Raw genomic sequence first — 19832 nt, forward strand, 5'->3', positions numbered from 1 at the left:
TATTTATCGCTGTAATTATATATTAAAATACAACTATTGTCAACTTATAATATATATTTTGATTTATTTAATCTATATTATATAAATTATTCTGAAAATTATAGAATAAATTTTTTATATCCTCTAAATTCATATTAATAGTTTTTGCTGCATCTTGTATTGTTCCATATTTAAATATTAATAAATCTCCAATTTTTTGTAAATATAATTCTTTTATTCCATTGTATTTATATTCATTTAAAACAAATTCTATAAAAGCTAATTGTCTTTCTTCATATTGGTCTTTAATTTTTTCTAGGCATTTATCAGCTCTTTCTTCTCTCGTTATTAATTTTTTATTGTATCCTGCTATATATTCTATCACATCAAATATATCACTATTTTCAGCATTTAATAATTCCTGCATTTTTTTAAATTCATTATCTAAAGTATATCCTTTTTCTTCAAATCTTTTTAATAATTCTTCTCTTGTTGAAGGGGCTTTCCATATTTTACGCAATTCTTGTTCGGATTCAAAAAAGTTTGGAATGATTCCTAAAAAAGTTTTTATAAACTCATAAGATGATATTATCTTTTGAGAATTTTTATCATAAAATAAAGTTCCATTATCATATAATTCAACCTTTCTTCCGTCTCCTAATGTTATTTTTATAAGTTCTTTTTTCTTATGTTCTGTATCATCTTCATTGTCAGAATCTTCTGCAATATTAGTTTTGTCATTTATATTTTTTATGTTATGAGCATTTTCTGAAATAAATATAGTTTCACCATCCCACTGAGGATCTTCAAAATTCTTTGATGCATTAACAAAATCATACACTACAAAATAATTTTTTTTATAATATAAACGAGTTCCTCTACCTATAATTTGTTTAAACTCTATAATATTATTTACAGAACGAAGAAGAACTATATTTTTTATTTGGGCTGCATCAACCCCTGTGGATAATTTTTGAGATGTTGTAAGTATTGAAGGAAGTTCTTTTTCATTATACTGAAAAGTTCTTAAAATAATTTCACCGTCATTGCCATCTGCTGCTGTAACTCTTTCGCAAAAACTGTCATTACTAGAGCTTGGAAGTTCATTATTTATGATATCTCTTATTATTCCTGCATGCTCTATATTTGCACAAAATACTATAGTTTTATCATATTTATTAATTTCATTTAGAAAATATTTTACTCTTTTTTCTTCTTTTTCTTTTATTTGAATGATAGTGTTATAATCACTTTGTTTATAAACTTTATCTTCATCAAAATTTTCTCCATCGATATCGTCGCTAGGATCATATTTATAAGTTTCAAAATTATCAGTTATTTGTCTTACTCTAAAAGGAGTTAAATATCCGTCATTGATACCCTCTTTCAAAGAATATACATAAACAGGATTTCCAAAATAAGCATAAGTATTAGCATTATCTTTTGCTTTAGGTGTAGCGGTAAGTCCAAGATGCACTGCACTTTGAAAATGATCTAAAATATCCCTCCACTCACTTTCATCATTAGCACCGCCTCTATGACACTCATCTATTATAATAAAATCAAAAAAGTCTTTTGTATATTTTTTATATAAATTTGATGACTTCATAGTTTGAAAAATAGTAATATATACATGTGCAGACATAGGAATATCAGCATCTTTTTTTATATTTGAAGCCTCAAGTCTAATTACTCCACCCTTTGAGTTTATTTGCAAAAAAGTATTGTTAGCCTGATCAGCAAGTATATTTCTGTCAGCTAAAAATAGTATACGAGGTGTTGTAATTCCTATATCTTTTTTAGTCCATCTAGCTTTTATTAATTTATTTGCGATTTCGCATGCTATAAGAGTTTTTCCTGTTCCTGTAGCCAAAGTTAATAATATTCTATTACGTTTTTCACTCAAAGCATTTATAACTGCATTTACAGCATTTTCTTGATAATACCTTATTGTAAATTGATTAATATACGGTACTTTTGTAAGTTTGTTAAATATTTCATTATCTTTTTTATATGTCATATCCAAAAGCTCATTAGGAGTAGGATATTTTTTTATCATTATGCTTTTTTTAGTTTGCATATCTATTTGAGATATATTTTTACCGTCTGTAGCATAAGCAAAACGAATATTCAAAAGCGAAGCATATTTTTTAGCCTGACTAACAGCATCAGTATAAGAGCGATTCTCACTTTTAGCCTCAATAACCGCTAATTTAATATTTTTATGCACCAAAACATAATCGGCTTTTAAAGGTGCAGCTCTTGTGCCGTCAGGATTAATTCTGCCTTGATTTATTGGAAACTCTCTAAAAACCCTTATATCTTTAGAATCAATCCAGCCTATTTCTCTAAGCATAGGATCAATAATATTAGCTCTGGTGTCTGCTTCGGTAGGCATATTTATAACTCCCCATTAAAAGCCTTGTTTAGAATAGACTTTTTTAAATTTTCTAAAAGTTCAAGTTTGTTTTGATAATTTTGTTTAATGATTTGTATTTTATTATTGAATGTGTCTAACTTATCAACAATTTTTTTCTGTTCTTCAATTTTTGGAAATGCAATAGTAAGTTTTTTTAATTTATTAAGAGATACTCCTCCTATTAACCCTGTTTTATTATCGTAAAAAATTTGCTTAAATTTTGGTGATTGTAAATAGTAGTAAACAAACATATGATTTAAATATTTATATTTTATTACAAAAGCACATAATTTATTTACAAAACATACATCTTCTTTCAATATACCTATTTTTCTTCCTGCACTTCCACCTTCTATGCATAACAAAATAGAATTTTTAGGGGCTATTTTAAATTTATCTTCATTTTTAGGAATTTTTATTCCATTTTCATAATTTATAACATTTGAAAATGATATATCTTTTGTTGCTATATAATTATAACCATCATCTAAATTAGAATATTTTTGTTTTTTTATATTAGCATTTATACTATTTCCTGTATATATATTAAATACTTTATCAAATGTTTTCTCTTCCCAATCATCAGTATTTTCAGTAAACATTTTATTCAAATATGATTTATATAAATCTTCTATATTCTTTATATTTTCTTTTGTATTATTTTCTAAAGCCTCTATTTTTTGAAAAGCATTATCAAGTTTTTCTGTTATTCTTTTTTGTTCTTTAAGTGTAGGAAGTAAAAACGTTATCTTTTTTAATTCTTTGACAGATGATATATTTTGTATAGCACTTCCTTTTGAACTTGAAAAAATCTTATTTTGAAAGTATGGAGATTGAAATAAATACATAAAAAAATTATTATCTATAATATTATTATCAAGTCTTATTTTTAATAATGCTTGATTTATAATACCTTTTTCTGTTCCTTCTGGTAAGAATACTATTTTACCCATAGTGCCTGAACAGCTTATTAAAAAATCTCCTGCTTTACAAGTAAATGCTTTTAATTCTTCATATTTTTCTTTAGTTATTCTATATCTGCACCAATTAGGATCATTATTAATAGGGTTATATTGTTCAAATACTCTTATTCCTTTTTCAACAAAAAATTCTTTTCTTAATGAACTTCCAAAAGGTCCTCGTTTTATAGAATATTTTTCTTTAGATATAATATCTTCTAATGTTTTCTCTTCCCATTCATTTAACATTATAAAATTTCCTTAAGTTCTTCCAAAATATTTTTATTTTCTTCTTCAATACTTAAAATATTTTCAATAATATCTTCTGGTTCTTCCAATATGAATTCTTCATTTCTATTTGGGTTTTTTACTGATAAATCATAACTAGACTTATCTATATCTTTAATATTTACTAACCAAGAATTTTCGCTTACTTTTTTATTTTCATAACAATTAATAAAATCTTCCAAATCTTTTTCATTTAAAGGATTAGTTTTGCCTAAATTCCTATTTAAATTTACTTGATAATACCATATATTTTCAGTGGGCTTTCCTTTTTCAAAAAATAATATTACGGTTTTACCCCTGCCTGAAATACTTTTGATGGTAAATCAAGAACTGCAAATAGATTGCAGCTTTCCAAAAATTCTTTTCTAAGATTGGCGGCATCTGAATTGCTTAAAAAAGTGTTTTTTACAACTATACCAGCTCTTCCGCCTTTTTTTAACATTTTTATGAAATGCTGTAAAAAGAGATATGCCGTTTCCTTAGTACGCATAGGAAATTTGAAAGTACAGAATCTTGAGTGGCTGCCCCAAATGGAGGATTAGCCAATATTATATCATATTTATTTCCAACAGATGTCATTATATTTTCTGATAATGTGTCTTTATGAACTATATTAGGAGCATTAATTCCATGCAGTATCGTATTCATTGTACCTATAACATAAGGCAGAGGTTTGAACTCCTGTCCGTATAGAGTTTCTTTTTGAAGAATATTATATTTTTCTCCTTCAGACATATTTGCTTTTAAGTTATTCAAATAGTCATAAGCTTCAACTAAAAAGCCTGCAGAACCGCATGCACCATCATAAATTTTTTCACCTATTTTAGGTTTAATAACTTTTATAATTGCTCTAATCAATGGTCTAGGGGTATAGTATTCTCCTCCTGCCCTTCCGCTGTTGCCCATTTTCATTATTTTATCTTCATAAAAATAAGAAAGTTCATGACGTTCTTCTGAAGTTTGAAATTTCATACTATTAATAATATTTATAACATCTCTTAATATATATCCGCTTTTTATTGAGTTTTGTACCTCGCTGAATATTTCTCCTATTTTATATTCCAATGTATCTGCACTTAAAGCACTATCTCTAAAACTTTTTAAATATGGAAATAATTTAGTATTTACAAAATCTACTAGATCATCACCTGTCATAAATTTATTATCAAGTTTGCCTTCTTTATTTAAAGGATATGCCCAAGACCCCCAAGTAAATTCTTTATCTAAAATATTTTTATATTCTTTTCCGCTTAATTCACACTTATCTTTTTTTTCTTTTTCTAAATCATCAAGGTATTTTAAAAACAGTATCCAAGAAGTTTGTTCTATATAATCCACATCATTAGAACAGCCGCTATCTTTACGAAGTTCATTATCTATATTTTTAAAACATTGTTCAAACATATAATATTCCTACATTTTTTTACATACTTTTAATTATAGTATAATATTATTAAAAATCAAATTAATACTATTTTCAGCATATTATTTATAATTATAAAGAGAACTATATATTACTAAATACCATTTTTATAAAAATTTAGTTATTTTTAATCATTGAAAAATAAAAAAGATGATTTAATATATTAATATAAAATTATGGGCTATGAGTATGAGACATCTTTATAAATTGGATAATGCAGCTAAACTTTTTGTTTCTATAAAAAATAAAAAAAATATACCAATATTTAGAGTATCAGCAGTTCTTAATAATGAAGAAGTTAATCCTGATATACTTCAGCAGGCATTGGATATCACTATAAAAAGATTTCCGACTCTTTCGCTTATGATAAAGAAGGGAGTTTTTTGGAATTACTTTGAAGAAAATCATAGAAAATTAATTGTAGCAGAAGACAAATATTATCCTTGTTATAATATAAACAGTAAATTAAATAATGGCTATCTTTTGAGAGTGGGATATTATAAATACAGAATATTTACAGAAGTTTATCATTCTCTTGCAGATGCTTCATCTTTAATAAGTTTTTTTAAATCTTTGCTTTATCATTATTTTGTTTTATCAGGAAAAAATATTGATGACAAGAATGATGATATATTTAAAGATACTGTTCCTATTATAGCTGACTATGATGACAGCTTTTATGTTCATACAAAAAATAAAATAAAAACTAAAAAAGAAAAAAAGATAAAAAATATTTATTTGATTAAAGGAAAGCCTTTAAAGTTTTATGGTGATAATGTGGTGCATGGCATATTAAGTTTGAAAAGGATAAAGGAAGAGAGCAAAAAACATAATACCACTATCACCTCTTATATAATATCAGTTTTGGGTTATTCTATTTATGAAACTAGAATAAAAAACAGGTTTGATGGAAAAAATATAGTTATGTGCGTGCCTGTTAATTTAAGGAATATATTTCCTTCAATATCATTAAAAAATTTCTTCGGCATTGCTAATGTAGTTATTCCTACAGATAAAGAATTAACTTTTGATGATATTATAATAATGACAAATAAAGAGATGAAAGAAAAAGTTAGTAAGGAAAAACTTCAGAATTTTATATATGAAAATACAAAATTAGAAAATAATATATTTGCTAAATTTATACCATTAGTTATTAAAAACTTTGCAGTTAATTTAGCCTTTGAACTTTTTGAAGATAAATTAAAAACTATGACAGTATCCAATTTCGGTAATATATCATTGCCTGATGATATGAAAGATTATATAAGACATTTTGAAGCCATTGTATATCCTACAATAAACAGTCCTTTAAATTGCGGTTTATGCAGTTTTGAAGATAAATTGTCAATTACATTCAATAGAACTGTGATAGAAACAGATATAATAAAATATTTTTTTAATTATATATCCAATATTACAGAAGTTGAAATTTATTCTAATGATTTTGGGGTGTAAATAATATGTCTTATTGTAATAACTGCAGATTGAAAATAAAAACTAATAGAAATATATGTCCTTTATGTTTAAAAGAATTAAATAATAATAATGATAATATGATGATAAATGAAGAATATCATTCTTATGAATGGTTTTATAAAATGCAGAAAAAAATCAATTCTAAAAAAATAGTTTTGCTTTCATCATTAACGATGATAATAGTTTTGATAATAGTAAATATTTCAACTAATTCAAAATATAATTGGGCGGTAATATCTATTATATCCATATTATGTGCATATTTCACATTTATATGTTTTACAGCCAATACTTTATATTTAAGGCAGAAATTGATTATAGAGTTTTTTATACTTATACCTCTTGTTATTGTAGTAGATATATTTAGCGGTTTTCATAAATGGTCATTTAATTATGTTATTCCATTTTTAGCTCTTGGATTAAATATAGCTATGTTTTTAATTGCCATTATAGATAGAAAATATTTTAATGAATATGTTTCTTATATAGTGTCTTCTTCTTTTATATCAATAATGATTATAATTCTGCCTTTATTTCATTTTGTACTTTGGAGCAGTTTATCGGCTTTGGGAGGAGGTATTATAATTATTTTAGCTATGCTTATATTATTTAGAATTGATTTTATTTCATCTATAATAAAAATTTTTCACATATAAAAAATATGTATTAAAATAGTTAAGGAGTATTTTTATGGAAGATAAAAAAAATGTTGAAAAAGAGCAGATAAAACTAGAGAAAGAAAAAGATAAGTTAGAGATAAAAAATAATAAAATAGATGAAAAGAAAAGAAGAAAAAATTTACTTGGAGAATATTTAAGTTATCCAAGTATGGCTTTAAATTTTATAAGGTCTGATAAAAAAATAAAGCCTGAAAAGTATCAATTTGATAAGGATAAGGCTCAATATATATTATATTTTTCTCCTCAATTAAAAGAAAATGAAAGCCCTAGAAAACAGGTTATAGTTTATCTTTATGGAGGCGGCTGGAGAGAGGGTAATGCGAATTTATACAGATTTGTAGGAAGAAGATTTTCAAAGGAAAAATTTTATACTATTTTGCTTGGTTACAGACTTAGTAAAAAATATAAATATCCAGCTCAAATAGAAGATGTATTCTCAGGGTTTAATAAGGCATTGGAAGTTTTAAAAAATAAAAATATTGATTATTCAGATATTGTAGTAATAGGTTCATCAGCTGGGGCACATTTAGGAGCTTTGCTTGTATATTATAAAGAAATGCATAAGAAATATAATGTAGATTCTAATATTTTTAAAGGTTATGTATCACTTGGAGGTCCTACTGATTTAAATGTATGCACTAATGATATAATTACTCCTATGCTTAATGAATTATTTGAGGAAGGCTATAATAGAGAAGATGCTAATCCGTATAATCATATAGATGGAAGTGAAAAAACAAAGGTATTATGCGTTCATTCAGAATTGGATCCTATTTGCGATGTTAAGAATTCTATTAATTTTTCTAATAAAGTTAATAGTTTTTATAATGGTTTAGCTGATTGTATTGTATTTAATAATAAAAATATTTATCATAATAATTTAGTTAATGGTATATTCTTTGAAGCTATGGACAGCGAACATATATTTGATAAAGTATTTAAGTGGATTGAAAGAATTGATAATTAAATATGCAGTTTTTAGTTTTTATTTATCATTTAAAACAAAATAAAAATGTATTGAGAAATTAATTGATGACGATAATGAATAAAACTAAATTATAAATTGGATATATTTTATGAAAAAAATTTATTTGCTATTAGTTTTATTTGTTTTTATATCTATTAATGTTTATAGTCAGGATAATGCTTCCTCTATGGTAAAATCTATGCAAATAGAAGAAGTTGCAGACATATCTATATCCGATGAAAACTCAACTATGACATTTCAGCAATTAGCAGAAAATTATGCAGATATTATAATGAACAAAAATGCCTCACCTGAACAATTAGAGGCATTAGGAAGTATAATTAAGTTATGGATGGATACTTTATCAGATAATTACACAAAAGATGAAATGTTTAATGAATACAGCAGAATCACATCCACTTTATCATGTATGTCTATACATTTGATATTAAGAATAGCAATAAAAGATAATAATATTCCCACAGAATCAGCCCAGAATAGTATATATAATTCTATTAATAATAAATTTATACCATCATTTGCCGAATTTAAAAATGACGGTTGGAAGACAGAATTTAATTTTTATGTTATTAATATGTCAGCAGCTGTATGCAAATGGTATGAAGATAAATCTAAGAAATTAGACTATCCGGACTTTAAAGTTTGGAGAGACGGCAGCTTCTAAAAAAGCATTATTCATTATTCAAGGAGGAATTAAATAATGACACAAACAGAAGATAAGGTAAAACAAGACCTTAAAAGTCTAATATCTAAATATAAGGAGCAGGCTACTGTGGTAATAAAAAAAAGCAAGGCTGTTTGATTTTTATTATTTTGGTTTATATTTAGAAAATTATTTTATTTATTAAAATAAATAAAATTTGCGAATCCTTCCTAAAATTTTTAGGAGGGATTTTTTATTAATTTGGCTTGTTTCAAAACTACTTGACAAGATTATATATATAAAAATTTTGTAATTTTATAATTTATAAAATAATGTTTGATATGTTTTATAAATTATTGTTTTGGTATATAGATATGCAGTCCTTTGCCTTCCAAAGGTAATCTTATCGAGGCTGATAGCATCATAAAAGAAGTTTGGGTTGCTGCTACTGTGGCTTCATAGTAAATTAAAAAAATAAGTATTAATAAATCGAGTTTTGAAACAAGTCTAGTATGAAAAACATTTGTAAAAAATGAATAATAATACCTTGACAAATAAAGTCTTTTAAGTAAAATGTTAATTATATTTTAAGGAATACAATTTAATATGAAAGATATAATATTTTATAATTCACTTACTAGAGAAAAAGAGGTATTTAAACCGATTAATTCCAATGAGGTTGGCATGTATTCATGTGGACCTACAGTATATAATTATGCTCATATAGGTAATTTCAGAGCTTATGTATTCAGTGATTTGCTTAGAAGGGTTTTAGAAGATTATGGATACAATGTTAAACTTGTTATGAATTTAACTGATGTTGATGATAAAACTATAAAAAATTCTAAAGAGAATCATATATCATTGAATGATTATACAAAAAAATATAAAGAAGCATTTTTTGAAGATATAAAGACATTAGGAATAAAAAAGGCTTCGGTAAATCCTGCAGCCACTGATCATATAAAAGAGATGATTGATATTATAGAACTGCTTAAAAAGAATGGTCATACTTATGAAGCAGATGGTTCTGTATATTTTAAAATAAGCACTTTTCCTCAATACGGAGAGCTTGCCAATTTGGATAAGCAGGAGCTTCTTGAAGGAGCTTCAGGACGCGTTCTTAATGATGAGTATGATAAAGAAAATGCAAGCGATTTTGTACTTTGGAAGGCATATACTGAAGAAGACGGAGATGTTTATTGGGATTCTCCTTTCGGAAAGGGAAGACCGGGCTGGCATATAGAATGTTCTGCTATGAGCTGTAAATATTTGGGTAAGCATTTTGATATACATACAGGAGGAATTGATAATAAATTCCCTCATCATGAAAATGAAATAGCACAAAATGAAGCTGCTTTTGATGAAAAGTTTGTTAATTATTGGCTTCACTGCGAGCATTTGATAGTTGACGGTGAGAAAATGTCAAAATCTAAAGGAAATTTTTATACTTTAAGGGATTTGCTTGATAAAGGACTTTCTCCTGAGGCTATAAGATATTCGCTCATAAACTCTCATTATAGAAAGCAGTTAAATTTCACTATAGAAGGAATTAAACAGTCTCAAAGTGCTATTGACAGAGTTAATGATCTTATATTCAGATTGAAAGATATAAGTAATAGTGAATCTAATGAAATTAATGAGAATTTATTAAAAGAGTTAGAGATTTCTAATGAAAAGTTTTCAGATTCTATTTATAATGATTTAAATATATCAGAGGCACTTGGTATATTGTTTACTTTGGTTAAAACGGTAAATACTTCTTTTGATTCTATTAATGTTAATACAAGAGATGCTGTATTAAAATTTATAGAGAGAGTAAATAATATTATAAATTGTTTTAATATAGGCGATACTGATAAAAAAGAAGACAATGAAGAAGAAATTAATAAATTGATAGAAGAGAGAACTCTCGCTAAGAAAGAGAAAAACTATCAAAAAGCAGATGAGATAAGAAATCAGTTATTGTCTATGGGAATAGAGATAATGGATACGCCTCAAGGTGTTAAGTGGAAAAGAAAATAAAAACGAAAAATATAAGGGAATTATGTGGATTTGATAAAAAAAACATTTCAGCATATAGAAGGTATAGGGCCAAAAAAAGAAAGTCTTTTATGGGAAGAAGGTGCTGTTGATTGGGAAGATACTTTAAAAAATATAAATTATTATGCTATGCCTGCAAGTATTAGAGAATCTTTGAAAGATGAACTTCCAAGAAGCATATATAATTTAAAAAATAAAAACTATAATTATTTTTTGAAAAGATTTCCTTCTTCTATAGTATATAGACTTTATCCTATACTTATGGATAAAACTGTTTTCCTAGATATAGAAACTACAGGAATAAAACCTGCTAAAGCCCATGTAACGGTTATAGGCTGTTATGACGGCAAGGAAATGAAAGTTTTTGTACATGGCAGAAATGAGCATGAATTTTTGGATTATATAAAGAATTATTCTATAATAGTTACATTCAATGGCTCTTGTTTTGATATACCATTTTTGGAGAGATATTTTGCCACAACTATAAAATGTGCTCAGATAGATTTGCGTTTTGTACTTAAAGATTTAGGATATACAGGCGGATTAAAGAAAATAGAGCAGGATGTAGGTATTTCCAGAGGCGATGATATGGAAGGGGTTAATGGATATACTGCAGTTTTATTATGGAATTATTATCAGGATACCAAAGATGAAACCGCTATAGATTCTTTGATACACTATAATCTGCTTGATACTATCAATTTGGAATATCTACTTTATTTGGCATATAATAAATATGCTGAAAGCTATAACTGTAGGCTTTTGGAATATAAGGATTTGCCTTCTGTTGATCATTACAAGCCTAATAAGAAATTAATAGATGCTTTACATAAGAAGCCTTATAAATATGCTCCTAAAAGCGAAGATTAATAAGCCTGTTCCAATATTGTCATTATTGAATCTAAATTCATAGTTCTAGGAAGCTGATCCATACCCGGATATTTTAATGCCAATTCTGCAACTTTATCAAACTTACTTCTGTCTATATTTATTTCATTAAGTCTTGTAGGCAAGTTTATATTATGAAGAAATTGTTTTATATGCTGTGCAGATTGGTTTGCAATTTCAAAAGGAGTCATTTCCGGATCTATTCCGTCTATAACATTTGAAAGTACAACATATTTATCAGGTGCTACAGTGATATAATATTCCATAATATGAGGAAGCAATATAGAACATACCATAGATTTATTAACTGCATAAACACTATTTATAGCAATAGATAAAGCTCTTATAGCACCTAAACTGCTATGGCATGCAGAAGTGGCACATAGCATATTTGCTGTGGCTAAAGTTGTTATATTATCTATATTATTACTTTCAGATATAAGTTTTTTTAATCCCTGCATACTTATTTTCATAGCATGTACTATTAAAGGTTCTGTTATGCTTGTAAGAGTATTGCTCATATATATGTCAAATGATAAGGCAAATACTGATAAAGCACTGCTTATAGTATATTTTACAGGTACAGTTGCATATAAAGTAGGATCTATAATACAATTAGATGAGTATATATTAGCTTCATTATTTTGTTTATTTACCTCATCATATTTATCATATAAGCATATTCCTGTGGCTATTTCTGATAAAGAGCCTAATATTGTAGGCACTGCTATAATAGGTAAAGGTTTATGGTATACGGGCTGTCCATTGATATAGTCTGAAGCTTCGCCGCTGTTTGTTACTACAATAGCTGCTCCTTTAGCAGTATTTTGTATTTTGAAGCCTCCTACTGCTACTATGGATTCTGCTCTGCTATATCTTACCAAATTGGCAATAATATCGGCAGCGTCGCTTGTACTTGTAGAATTTACATCAGAATAAACCATTACATTGATAAAGTTATCATTAAGTTTATTTACTATTTGATCTATTAATCCGGTTTGATTGAATGATGCTCCATCTGTAACTAATACTGTTCTTCCGCCGTATTTCTTTATTGTATCAGATAAGCAGTCAAGAGAATCAATGCCGAATGTGATTTTTGTTGGTATATTAAATTCTATTATAGCCATAGTCTTCTTCTATATATGTATTTTTATATTTCTTATTATATATATTCGGAAATATTAACCTTAATTTTTAATTTAACATTCAATTAATTTTATACATTTTATCATATTTACACTTGCCCGCCCTTTTTCCTTACTGTTTTTATGTACAAATTCATTTTTATTTTCTTTATTATCTATACAGAAATTAAAGCTGCCCACCCTAGGTTTTGTTAAGTTTTTAATCTCTTTAACGCACGGTTAGCAAAACTTTATATATAATTAAATTGTTATTATTAATCAATTTTTATTTATGGCTTAGTTTTGCGTGCGGTAGAGAAACAATAAATTTAAACACAACTTGGGTGGGTGTTAAAATTTCAGTAAAGATACTAAAACTAAAATGATTATAAATTCAAAATAGATAATAAACCTAAAGGCTGGGGTTCAAAATAAATCAAAAAACAGATTATTCTATTATGTATAAATATTCATCTTTTATGAATGAACTAATTTCATTAAAGCTCAAAACTATTTCTGTTTCACCTAAAACATAAGGAGTTATAGTATATATAGGCCATACAAAATGCACGCCGTCAGAATAGATGTAAAAAGATGTATCAGCTAAAGTTATTTCATCTAATGGAACTAAATAATCTTCTTCTGTTCTATTATCTATTGATAAAAGTTTATCTCTCATAATGCTTCTTAATTCATCATCATCAAAATCTTTTATAAAATTAGTAGCTTCTATTTTTTCACCTGTTTCTAGTGAGTATACTGAATTATAATTATTGTACACTCCATGGGCTCCGCCTAGATATAGTGTTGAAGTTCTTCTTATAGATATAGTTTTATCATTAAAATAAGTTATGTTGATAGATTTACTTGATTCATAGCTGTCAGCAGAATTTGTTAACCATTCATTATAAGGAGCACTCATATCATTTTCAAATAATTTTGATATATTGTCTTTTTTATCTTCAAATTCTAAATTTTCATTTCTTTTTAAATTATTTAGATTGAAACCTTCATTTATATCAAAAGAAATTTTATCATATACTTCTAATTTGTTAGTGTCATCAGGTATAAGCAAAAATATAGAATCTTTATATGAGAATGTTGATGCACTTCCATATTCATTAGTTTCAGAAACATCTGAATATGCATAGTTATATACTGCTGCTTTTAATGATGAAGCAGTATTTATTTCTTTTGATGAACTATTTAATGATTTGGAAGTCATTTTAAATGATGTAATATTTGAATATGTACTTTCTATACTGTCTCCGTTTTCAGCTTCTGCATATATTTTATTGTTCGTTATATCAAGAATGCTGTTTTTATCATAGAATTGATTTACATCATTATTTAAATTTTTATAATTAAAAGCTGCCTTTATTTTTTGATAATTAGGCATTAATTCAGAATCGCTATTTATATAGTCTGGCCATCTATCATTTAAATATACTGAACAGAAATCTCCTTCATCATTTTTCATATAGTAGTAATGAGATATCCATTCTATATTTTTTTGTTTATAAGAGATATTATTTTCAGCATTATTATTGTTTGATTCTTCGGCTTGTTTTAATTCATTAGTTTGAGTTTCTATTGTATTAGTATTGGTTTGATTATTATTAATGTTATTATTTTTATTATTTGAACATGATATTATTAAAAGTATAAAAGATAATGCAAGAATATTTCTAATCATAAATTGTTTTCCTAGATTTAAAAGATATAGTAAACATAATATTTTACATTGTTGTTTTTGTCAATATAAAATATTACTATATAAAGAAGTTTTTTATTGACATTATAAAAGTTTATGATATAACATAATTTATAACTTTATAATTTTTTATATAGGGGCTGTATTATGAAAAAGATATTTATTGCTTTTTTGATGATTTTTTTGATTGTAATATCATGCGGTAAAAAATCAGAAACAAGTAGCGGAGCGGTTTCATCTGTATCAATAAATTTGGGACCTGAACCTAAGACTATGGATCCTACATTAAATTCTATCAATGTTGTATCATCTTATATACTTCATGCTTTTGAAGGCTTAACAAAGATAGATTCAAATAATAATGTAAGACCCGGTATGGCAGAAACTTGGGATATATCAGACGATGGTTTGGTATATACATTTCATCTAAGAAAGAATGCAAAGTGGTCTGACGGTAAGCCTGTAACAGCACATGATTTTGAATATGCATGGAAAAGGGCAGTTGATCCGAATACAGCAGCTGAATATTCATATATGATGGAAATAGTAAAGAATGCTAAAGAGATTAATGTAGGCAATATGGATTATAATAGTTTAGGAGTGAGAGCTATTGATGATTATACATTTGAAGTACAGCTTGAAAATCCTGCTATTTATTTTATAGACTTTATAGCTTCTACAGTAGTATTTATGCCTGTTAGAAAAGATATTATAGAACAATATGGAGATAAATGGACTTTAACTCCTGAAACATATATAGGAAATGGTCCTTATAAAATGAAAGAAAGGGTAATAGATGAGAGAATAGTTTTTGATATTAATACTAATTATTATGATGCTGATAAGCAGGTAGCTAAAGAGATTAATTTTGTACTTATGAGCGATCCGAATACAGCTATTGCAGGAATTAGAGGAGGCACTATAGATTTTTCTGCCTTAGAACCTCCTGCAGCTGAGATAGAAACATTAAAAAATGAAGGTTATATAGTGGCAAATAATGCTTTAGGTACTTATTATATAGAATTAAATATTACGAATAAGGCTTTTGCAGATAAAAGAGTAAGACAGGCTTTATCACTTGCCATAGACAGAAATTATATAGTATCAAATGTTACTAAAGGCGGACAGATTCCTGCTGGTGCTTTTGTGCCTACTGAAGTGAGAGGATTAAACACTACATTTAGAAAAGAAAATAAAGAATATATAAATGTTAATGACTATGAGAATAATGTTCAAAAGGCAAAAGAGTTAATGGCTGAAGCAGGTTATCCTAATGGTGCAAATTATCCTGTAATAGAATTAAAAGTGTCTCCTGGTATTTATGTATTAATTGGAGAGGCTTTGCAGCAGATGTGGAAAGAGACATTAAATGTTAATGTCTCTTTAGTACAGGAAGAGTTTCCTATAACACTTCAGTCTTTGATAGAAAAAGATTATCAAATGGCTAGAATGGGCTGGACAGGTGATTATAATGATCCTATGACTATGCTTGATGTTATGGTAAGCGGCGGCGGAGTAAATCATACAGGATTTGCTAACAAAGAATATGATGATAAAATATTAACAGCTAAACAAAGCGAAGATAATAAGATAAGAATGGCAGCTATGGCTGAAGCTGAAAATATACTTATGGATGAGATGCCTATTATACCTTTATATTATAGAGCAGATTCATTTATGAAAAATCCTAAATTAGAAGGTGTGGTATTAAATCCTTTAGGAAGACATAAATTTAATTATTCATATATAAAATAAAATGTTAGGAGAAGAAATATGAAAAAAGTAATGGCTGTATTTTTAATATTAAGTTTCTTATTTATTCTGTCATGCACAGGTAATTCTGGAAACAAAAATGATACTATAGTTATTAATATGGGGGCAGAGCCTAGAACTATAGATCCTAGCTTAAACAGTTTGAATGTTGTTTCTGCTATGTTATTTCATGCATTTGAAAGTTTGACAAGAATAGGACCGGACGGAAAACTTACAAATGGTATGGCAGAAAGCTGGGATATATCCGAAGACGGAAAAGTTTATACTTTTCATTTAAGAACTAATGCTTTATGGTCTGATGGTAAGCCTGTAACAGCACATGATTTTGAATACGGCTGGAAAAGAGTTGTTAATCCTGATGTGGCAGCTCAATATTCTTCTTTATTAGAAATAATAAAAAATGCTAAAGAGATTAATGCTGGTACTATGGATTATAATGAACTTGGAGTAAAAGCTTTAGATGATTATACATTTCAAGTAGAGCTAGTTGATCCTGCAGCTTACTTTTTAGAGTTTATGACTACAGTAGGAGTTTTTTCTCCTATAAGAAAGGATATTATAGAGCAGTACGGAGATGATTGGACTTTATCACCTGAAACTTATGTATGTAATGGTCCTTACCAAATGTCAGAAAGAGTTATGGATGAATATATAATTTTTGAGGCTAGAACTAATTATTATAATGCTGAAGAGACTGTTGCTAAAAAATTAAAATTCCTTTCTATGGCAGATCCTAATACGGCTATTGCCGGAATCAGAGGAGGAACTATACATTTTTCAGCATTGGAGCCTCCTTCCAGTGAAATAGAAAAATTAAAAGCTGAAAATTATATTGCTCTTAGAGACGGAGCAGGTACTTTCTACTTATCTCTTAATATTACAAATAATGCTTTAAAAGATAAAAAAGTAAGGCAGGCTTTATCTCTTGCTATTGACAGAAATTATATAGTATCTAATGTTACTATGGGCGGACAGGCACCAGCTCAGGGATTTGTACCTCCTACAATAGATGGTATTAGTAATTCATACAGAGCTGAGGCTGGTATATTAATAGATACTGATAATTATACTGCAAATGTAGAAAAAGCTAAGGCATTAATGGCTGAGGCTGGATATCCTAACGGAGAAGGTTTTCCTGTATTAGAGATAAGAGTTTCTCCAGGTCTTCATATAATAGTTGCTGAGGCTATACAGCAGATGTGGAAATCTAATTTAAATATTGATGTAACATTAAAAAATGATGAGTATCCTCTTGTACTTCAGTATTTAGTAGAGAAAAACTTTGATATTGGTTCTATGGCTTGGAATGCTGATTACAGAGATCCTATGACTATGCTTGAAATAATGCTTACAGGAAATTCATTCAATTACGGTTCATATTCTAATCCTAGTTATGATGTTTTGGTTAATAGTGCTAGAAAAACTGCTGATGCTTCTGTGAGAATGAAATACATGATGGATGCTGAAAAAATATTAATAGATGATATGCCTTTTATACCTCTTTATCATAGAGCATTTACTTTAATGGTTAGTCCTAAATTGAAAGGTGTAGTATATAATACTTTGGGAAAACATAAATTTAATTACTGCTATATAGAATAGATTAAAAAATAATAATAATTTCTGATTTATGAAAGAGGCTTTATTATAAGCCTCTTTTTTATTTTTTATTAAAATTTTTATCTGAAACGATTCAATTAGAAATATATACATTGAATTTAATTTTATTTAGTTATTGACAAATATTTATATTAGAGTATAAATAAGATGTTAACATAATAATTTAGTTTTGGATAATCACTATGAAAAAAATAATCTATTTATCAATTATCATTATTTTATTATTATTGAATGCCTGTAAAAATAAAGATTTATATAATGAAAGCATAAGAGTAAGCATAGGAGCTGAACCTCAAAGTATAGACCCATCATTTTTATCAGCTATAGACAGTATGATTTATGCAGTTCATGTATTTGAGGGACTAACTTCAAAAGATAAGGATGGAAACATAATAGGAGGAGCAGCTGAAAGTTGGGATATTTCTGAAGACGGACTTACTATTACATTTCATTTAAGGGAAAACGCTAAATGGTCTGACGGTAAAAATGTTGTTGCTGATGAGTTTGTATATTCTTTTAGAAGGCTTGCCGATCCTAAAACAGCATCTTCATATAGTTTTTTAATATCATCTGTAAAAAATGCTGATAAGATTCTCAAAGGAGAACTTCCTATAGAAGAACTAGGAGTAGAGGCATTAGATGATAAAACTTTTGCGGTGTATTTTGAAAGTCCTACAGCGTACTTTTTGGAATTAGCGGCCGTTCCTATATTTTCACCTCTTAGAAAAGAAGTTATAAGCGATAATTGGACTTATTCTCCTGACACATATATAGGTAATGGTCCTTACAAAATGATAGATAGAAAACCTGATGAGATAATATCTTTAGAATTAAATACTAATTATTGGAATAAAGATGACATAATAGCTAAGAGAATAGATTTTGTTATGTTCTCTGATGTATCTACGGCTTATGCTGCTTTAAAGGAAGGATCTATATTATATTCATATAAGATACCTACTTCCGATGTAGATTTACTAAGAGAGGAAGGCTATTTAGTTACAACACCTTCTTTAGGCACAGCATATTATGCTTTGAATAATACAAATGAAGTTTTAAAAGATAAAAGAGTAAGAAGAGCCTTATCTCTTGCAATAGATAGAAATTATATAGTAGAAAATATTACTAAATTGGGAGAAATACCCGCAGCTGCTTTTATACCTTATGGTTTAAAAGATGTAAATGGTGATTTTAGAGAAAACGGCGGCGGATATTACAGTGTTAAGAAAGAAGATTATAAAGCAAATATTGAAGAAGCTAAAAAACTTTTAGAAGAAGCAGGCTATACTAATGGAGAGAATTTTCCTGTATTAGAGTTTAAAACTAATCCGGGAACAGGTGTTACAATAGCTGAAGCAGTTCAGCAGATGTGGAAAGAAAATCTCAATATAGATATGACTATCACTCAGGAGGAATGGTCAGTATTTCAAAGAAACAGGCAGACAAGACATTATGTGGTATGCCGTGCTGATTGGCTTGGAGATTATATGGATCCTATGACTTTTGCTGATCTATTTGTAAGTACAAGTGCAGGAAATAGAGTAGGGTATAATAATCCTGAATATGATAGGCTTATATTAGAGGCTAAAAATACTATTGATAATAAAATAAGAATGGCTAATATGCATAAGGCTGAAGATAAACTTATAGGTGAAGATATGGCTTTTATACCTATTTATCATTATACTTCTTCTTCAATGCAAAGCCCAAAATTGAAAAATGTTTTAGTTGATACTTTAGAAATAAGAAGATTTTTTTATTCGTATATAGAATGAAATTATGTTTTATAGTATTAATAATAAAAAAGTT

General features: G+C 27.4%; 16 protein-coding genes. 9 read left to right on the forward strand and 7 right to left on the reverse strand.

Annotated features, from left to right (window positions below):
* Nucleotides 1–67 precede the first annotated feature (67 nt).
* From hsdR to A966_RS05160, 5 genes are read right to left on the reverse strand one after another with little or no spacing between them, the layout of a single operon-like run.
* Nucleotides 68–2377: an EcoAI/FtnUII family type I restriction enzme subunit R gene (gene hsdR, locus A966_RS05145; protein WP_008723283.1), complete on the reverse strand. Its 2310-nt coding sequence runs from the start codon at nt 2375–2377 to the stop codon at nt 68–70.
* 2 nt (nt 2378–2379) lie between these two features.
* The gene (locus A966_RS05150; protein WP_008723284.1) at nt 2380–3606 is read right to left on the reverse strand and encodes a restriction endonuclease subunit S; all 1227 of its coding nucleotides are present in this window, start codon (nt 3604–3606) and stop codon (nt 2380–2382) included.
* A complete protein-coding gene (locus A966_RS13940) occupies nt 3606–3962 on the reverse strand; it encodes an N-6 DNA methylase (protein ID WP_198643180.1) in 357 nt (118 codons plus the stop codon). Before A966_RS13940 ends, A966_RS05150 begins: the two co-directional genes overlap by 1 nt.
* The gene (locus A966_RS13990) at nt 3929–4087 is read right to left on the reverse strand and encodes an N-6 DNA methylase (protein WP_332835046.1); all 159 of its coding nucleotides are present in this window, start codon (nt 4085–4087) and stop codon (nt 3929–3931) included. Before A966_RS13990 ends, A966_RS13940 begins: the two co-directional genes overlap by 34 nt.
* A gap of 2 nt (nt 4088–4089) precedes the next feature.
* The gene (locus tag A966_RS05160; protein WP_008723285.1) at nt 4090–5049 is read right to left on the reverse strand and encodes a type I restriction-modification system subunit M; all 960 of its coding nucleotides are present in this window, start codon (nt 5047–5049) and stop codon (nt 4090–4092) included.
* A gap of 208 nt (nt 5050–5257) precedes the next feature.
* On the opposite strand from A966_RS05160, the gene A966_RS05165 reads away from it, so the two are divergent.
* The 6 genes from A966_RS05165 (at nt 5258) to A966_RS05190 (ending at nt 11771) form a co-directional block, all read left to right on the forward strand.
* Entirely contained in the window at nt 5258–6526 is a 1269-nt protein-coding gene (locus A966_RS05165) for a hypothetical protein (RefSeq protein WP_008723286.1), read from the forward strand.
* 5 nt (nt 6527–6531) lie between these two features.
* Entirely contained in the window at nt 6532–7203 is a 672-nt protein-coding gene (locus tag A966_RS05170) for a DUF6320 domain-containing protein (RefSeq protein WP_008723287.1), read from the forward strand.
* 34 nt (nt 7204–7237) lie between these two features.
* Entirely contained in the window at nt 7238–8194 is a 957-nt protein-coding gene (locus tag A966_RS05175) for an alpha/beta hydrolase (RefSeq protein WP_008723288.1), read from the forward strand.
* A 109-nt stretch (nt 8195–8303) separates the two neighbouring features.
* A complete protein-coding gene (locus A966_RS05180) occupies nt 8304–8879 on the forward strand; it encodes a hypothetical protein (protein WP_008723289.1) in 576 nt (191 codons plus the stop codon).
* 585 nt (nt 8880–9464) lie between these two features.
* Nucleotides 9465–10883, forward strand: coding sequence for a cysteine--tRNA ligase (gene cysS / locus A966_RS05185; RefSeq protein WP_008723290.1), 1419 nt, complete (start codon nt 9465–9467; stop codon nt 10881–10883).
* A 24-nt stretch (nt 10884–10907) separates the two neighbouring features.
* Nucleotides 10908–11771, forward strand: coding sequence for a ribonuclease H-like domain-containing protein (locus A966_RS05190; RefSeq protein WP_008723291.1), 864 nt, complete (start codon nt 10908–10910; stop codon nt 11769–11771).
* Here the strand turns inward: A966_RS05190 and A966_RS05195 are convergent.
* Together A966_RS05195 and A966_RS05200 are read right to left on the reverse strand one after the other, a co-directional pair.
* A complete protein-coding gene (locus tag A966_RS05195; protein ID WP_008723292.1) occupies nt 11768–12919 on the reverse strand; it encodes an iron-containing alcohol dehydrogenase in 1152 nt (383 codons plus the stop codon). The genes A966_RS05190 and A966_RS05195 overlap by 4 nt on opposite strands.
* A gap of 445 nt (nt 12920–13364) precedes the next feature.
* On the reverse strand, nt 13365–14612 hold the full coding sequence (locus tag A966_RS05200; protein ID WP_008723293.1) for an RsiV family protein: 1248 nt from the start codon (nt 14610–14612) through the stop codon (nt 13365–13367).
* Between the two features lie 165 nt (nt 14613–14777).
* Between A966_RS05200 and A966_RS05205 the strand changes: the two genes are divergently transcribed.
* From A966_RS05205 to A966_RS05215, 3 genes are all read left to right on the forward strand, one after another.
* A complete protein-coding gene (locus A966_RS05205; protein ID WP_008723294.1) occupies nt 14778–16385 on the forward strand; it encodes a peptide ABC transporter substrate-binding protein in 1608 nt (535 codons plus the stop codon).
* A gap of 18 nt (nt 16386–16403) precedes the next feature.
* Complete coding sequence (locus A966_RS05210) at nt 16404–18005, forward strand: peptide ABC transporter substrate-binding protein (RefSeq protein ID WP_008723295.1); 1602 nt, start codon at nt 16404–16406, stop codon at nt 18003–18005.
* 200 nt (nt 18006–18205) lie between these two features.
* Nucleotides 18206–19798, forward strand: coding sequence for a peptide ABC transporter substrate-binding protein (locus A966_RS05215; RefSeq protein ID WP_008723296.1), 1593 nt, complete (start codon nt 18206–18208; stop codon nt 19796–19798).
* Nucleotides 19799–19832: the final 34 nt, after the last annotated feature.

Source organism: Brachyspira hampsonii 30446 (assembly GCF_000316195.1).
In the GTDB taxonomy this organism is placed as follows: domain Bacteria; phylum Spirochaetota; class Brachyspiria; order Brachyspirales; family Brachyspiraceae; genus Brachyspira; species Brachyspira hampsonii_C.

Bases quoted from the DNA above. Each gene is read 5' to 3' on its own strand.
- A966_RS05210 (WP_008723295.1), top strand. From the start codon at position 16,404: ATGAAAAAAGTAATGGCTGTATTTTTAATATTAAGTTTCTTATTTATT.
- A966_RS05195 (WP_008723292.1), bottom strand. From the start codon at position 12,919: ATGGCTATAATAGAATTTAATATACCAACAAAAATCACATTCGGCATT.
- A966_RS05200 (WP_008723293.1), bottom strand. From the start codon at position 14,612: ATGATTAGAAATATTCTTGCATTATCTTTTATACTTTTAATAATATCA.
- A966_RS05175 (WP_008723288.1), top strand. From the start codon at position 7,238: ATGGAAGATAAAAAAAATGTTGAAAAAGAGCAGATAAAACTAGAGAAA.
- hsdR (WP_008723283.1), bottom strand. From the start codon at position 2,377: ATGCCTACCGAAGCAGACACCAGAGCTAATATTATTGATCCTATGCTT.
- A966_RS05170 (WP_008723287.1), top strand. From the start codon at position 6,532: ATGTCTTATTGTAATAACTGCAGATTGAAAATAAAAACTAATAGAAAT.
- A966_RS05180 (WP_008723289.1), top strand. From the start codon at position 8,304: ATGAAAAAAATTTATTTGCTATTAGTTTTATTTGTTTTTATATCTATT.
- A966_RS05150 (WP_008723284.1), bottom strand. From the start codon at position 3,606: ATGTTAAATGAATGGGAAGAGAAAACATTAGAAGATATTATATCTAAA.
- A966_RS05160 (WP_008723285.1), bottom strand. From the start codon at position 5,049: ATGTTTGAACAATGTTTTAAAAATATAGATAATGAACTTCGTAAAGAT.
- A966_RS13990 (WP_332835046.1), bottom strand. From the start codon at position 4,087: ATGTTAAAAAAAGGCGGAAGAGCTGGTATAGTTGTAAAAAACACTTTT.
- cysS (WP_008723290.1), top strand. From the start codon at position 9,465: ATGAAAGATATAATATTTTATAATTCACTTACTAGAGAAAAAGAGGTA.
- A966_RS05205 (WP_008723294.1), top strand. From the start codon at position 14,778: ATGAAAAAGATATTTATTGCTTTTTTGATGATTTTTTTGATTGTAATA.
- A966_RS05165 (WP_008723286.1), top strand. From the start codon at position 5,258: ATGAGACATCTTTATAAATTGGATAATGCAGCTAAACTTTTTGTTTCT.
- A966_RS05215 (WP_008723296.1), top strand. From the start codon at position 18,206: ATGAAAAAAATAATCTATTTATCAATTATCATTATTTTATTATTATTG.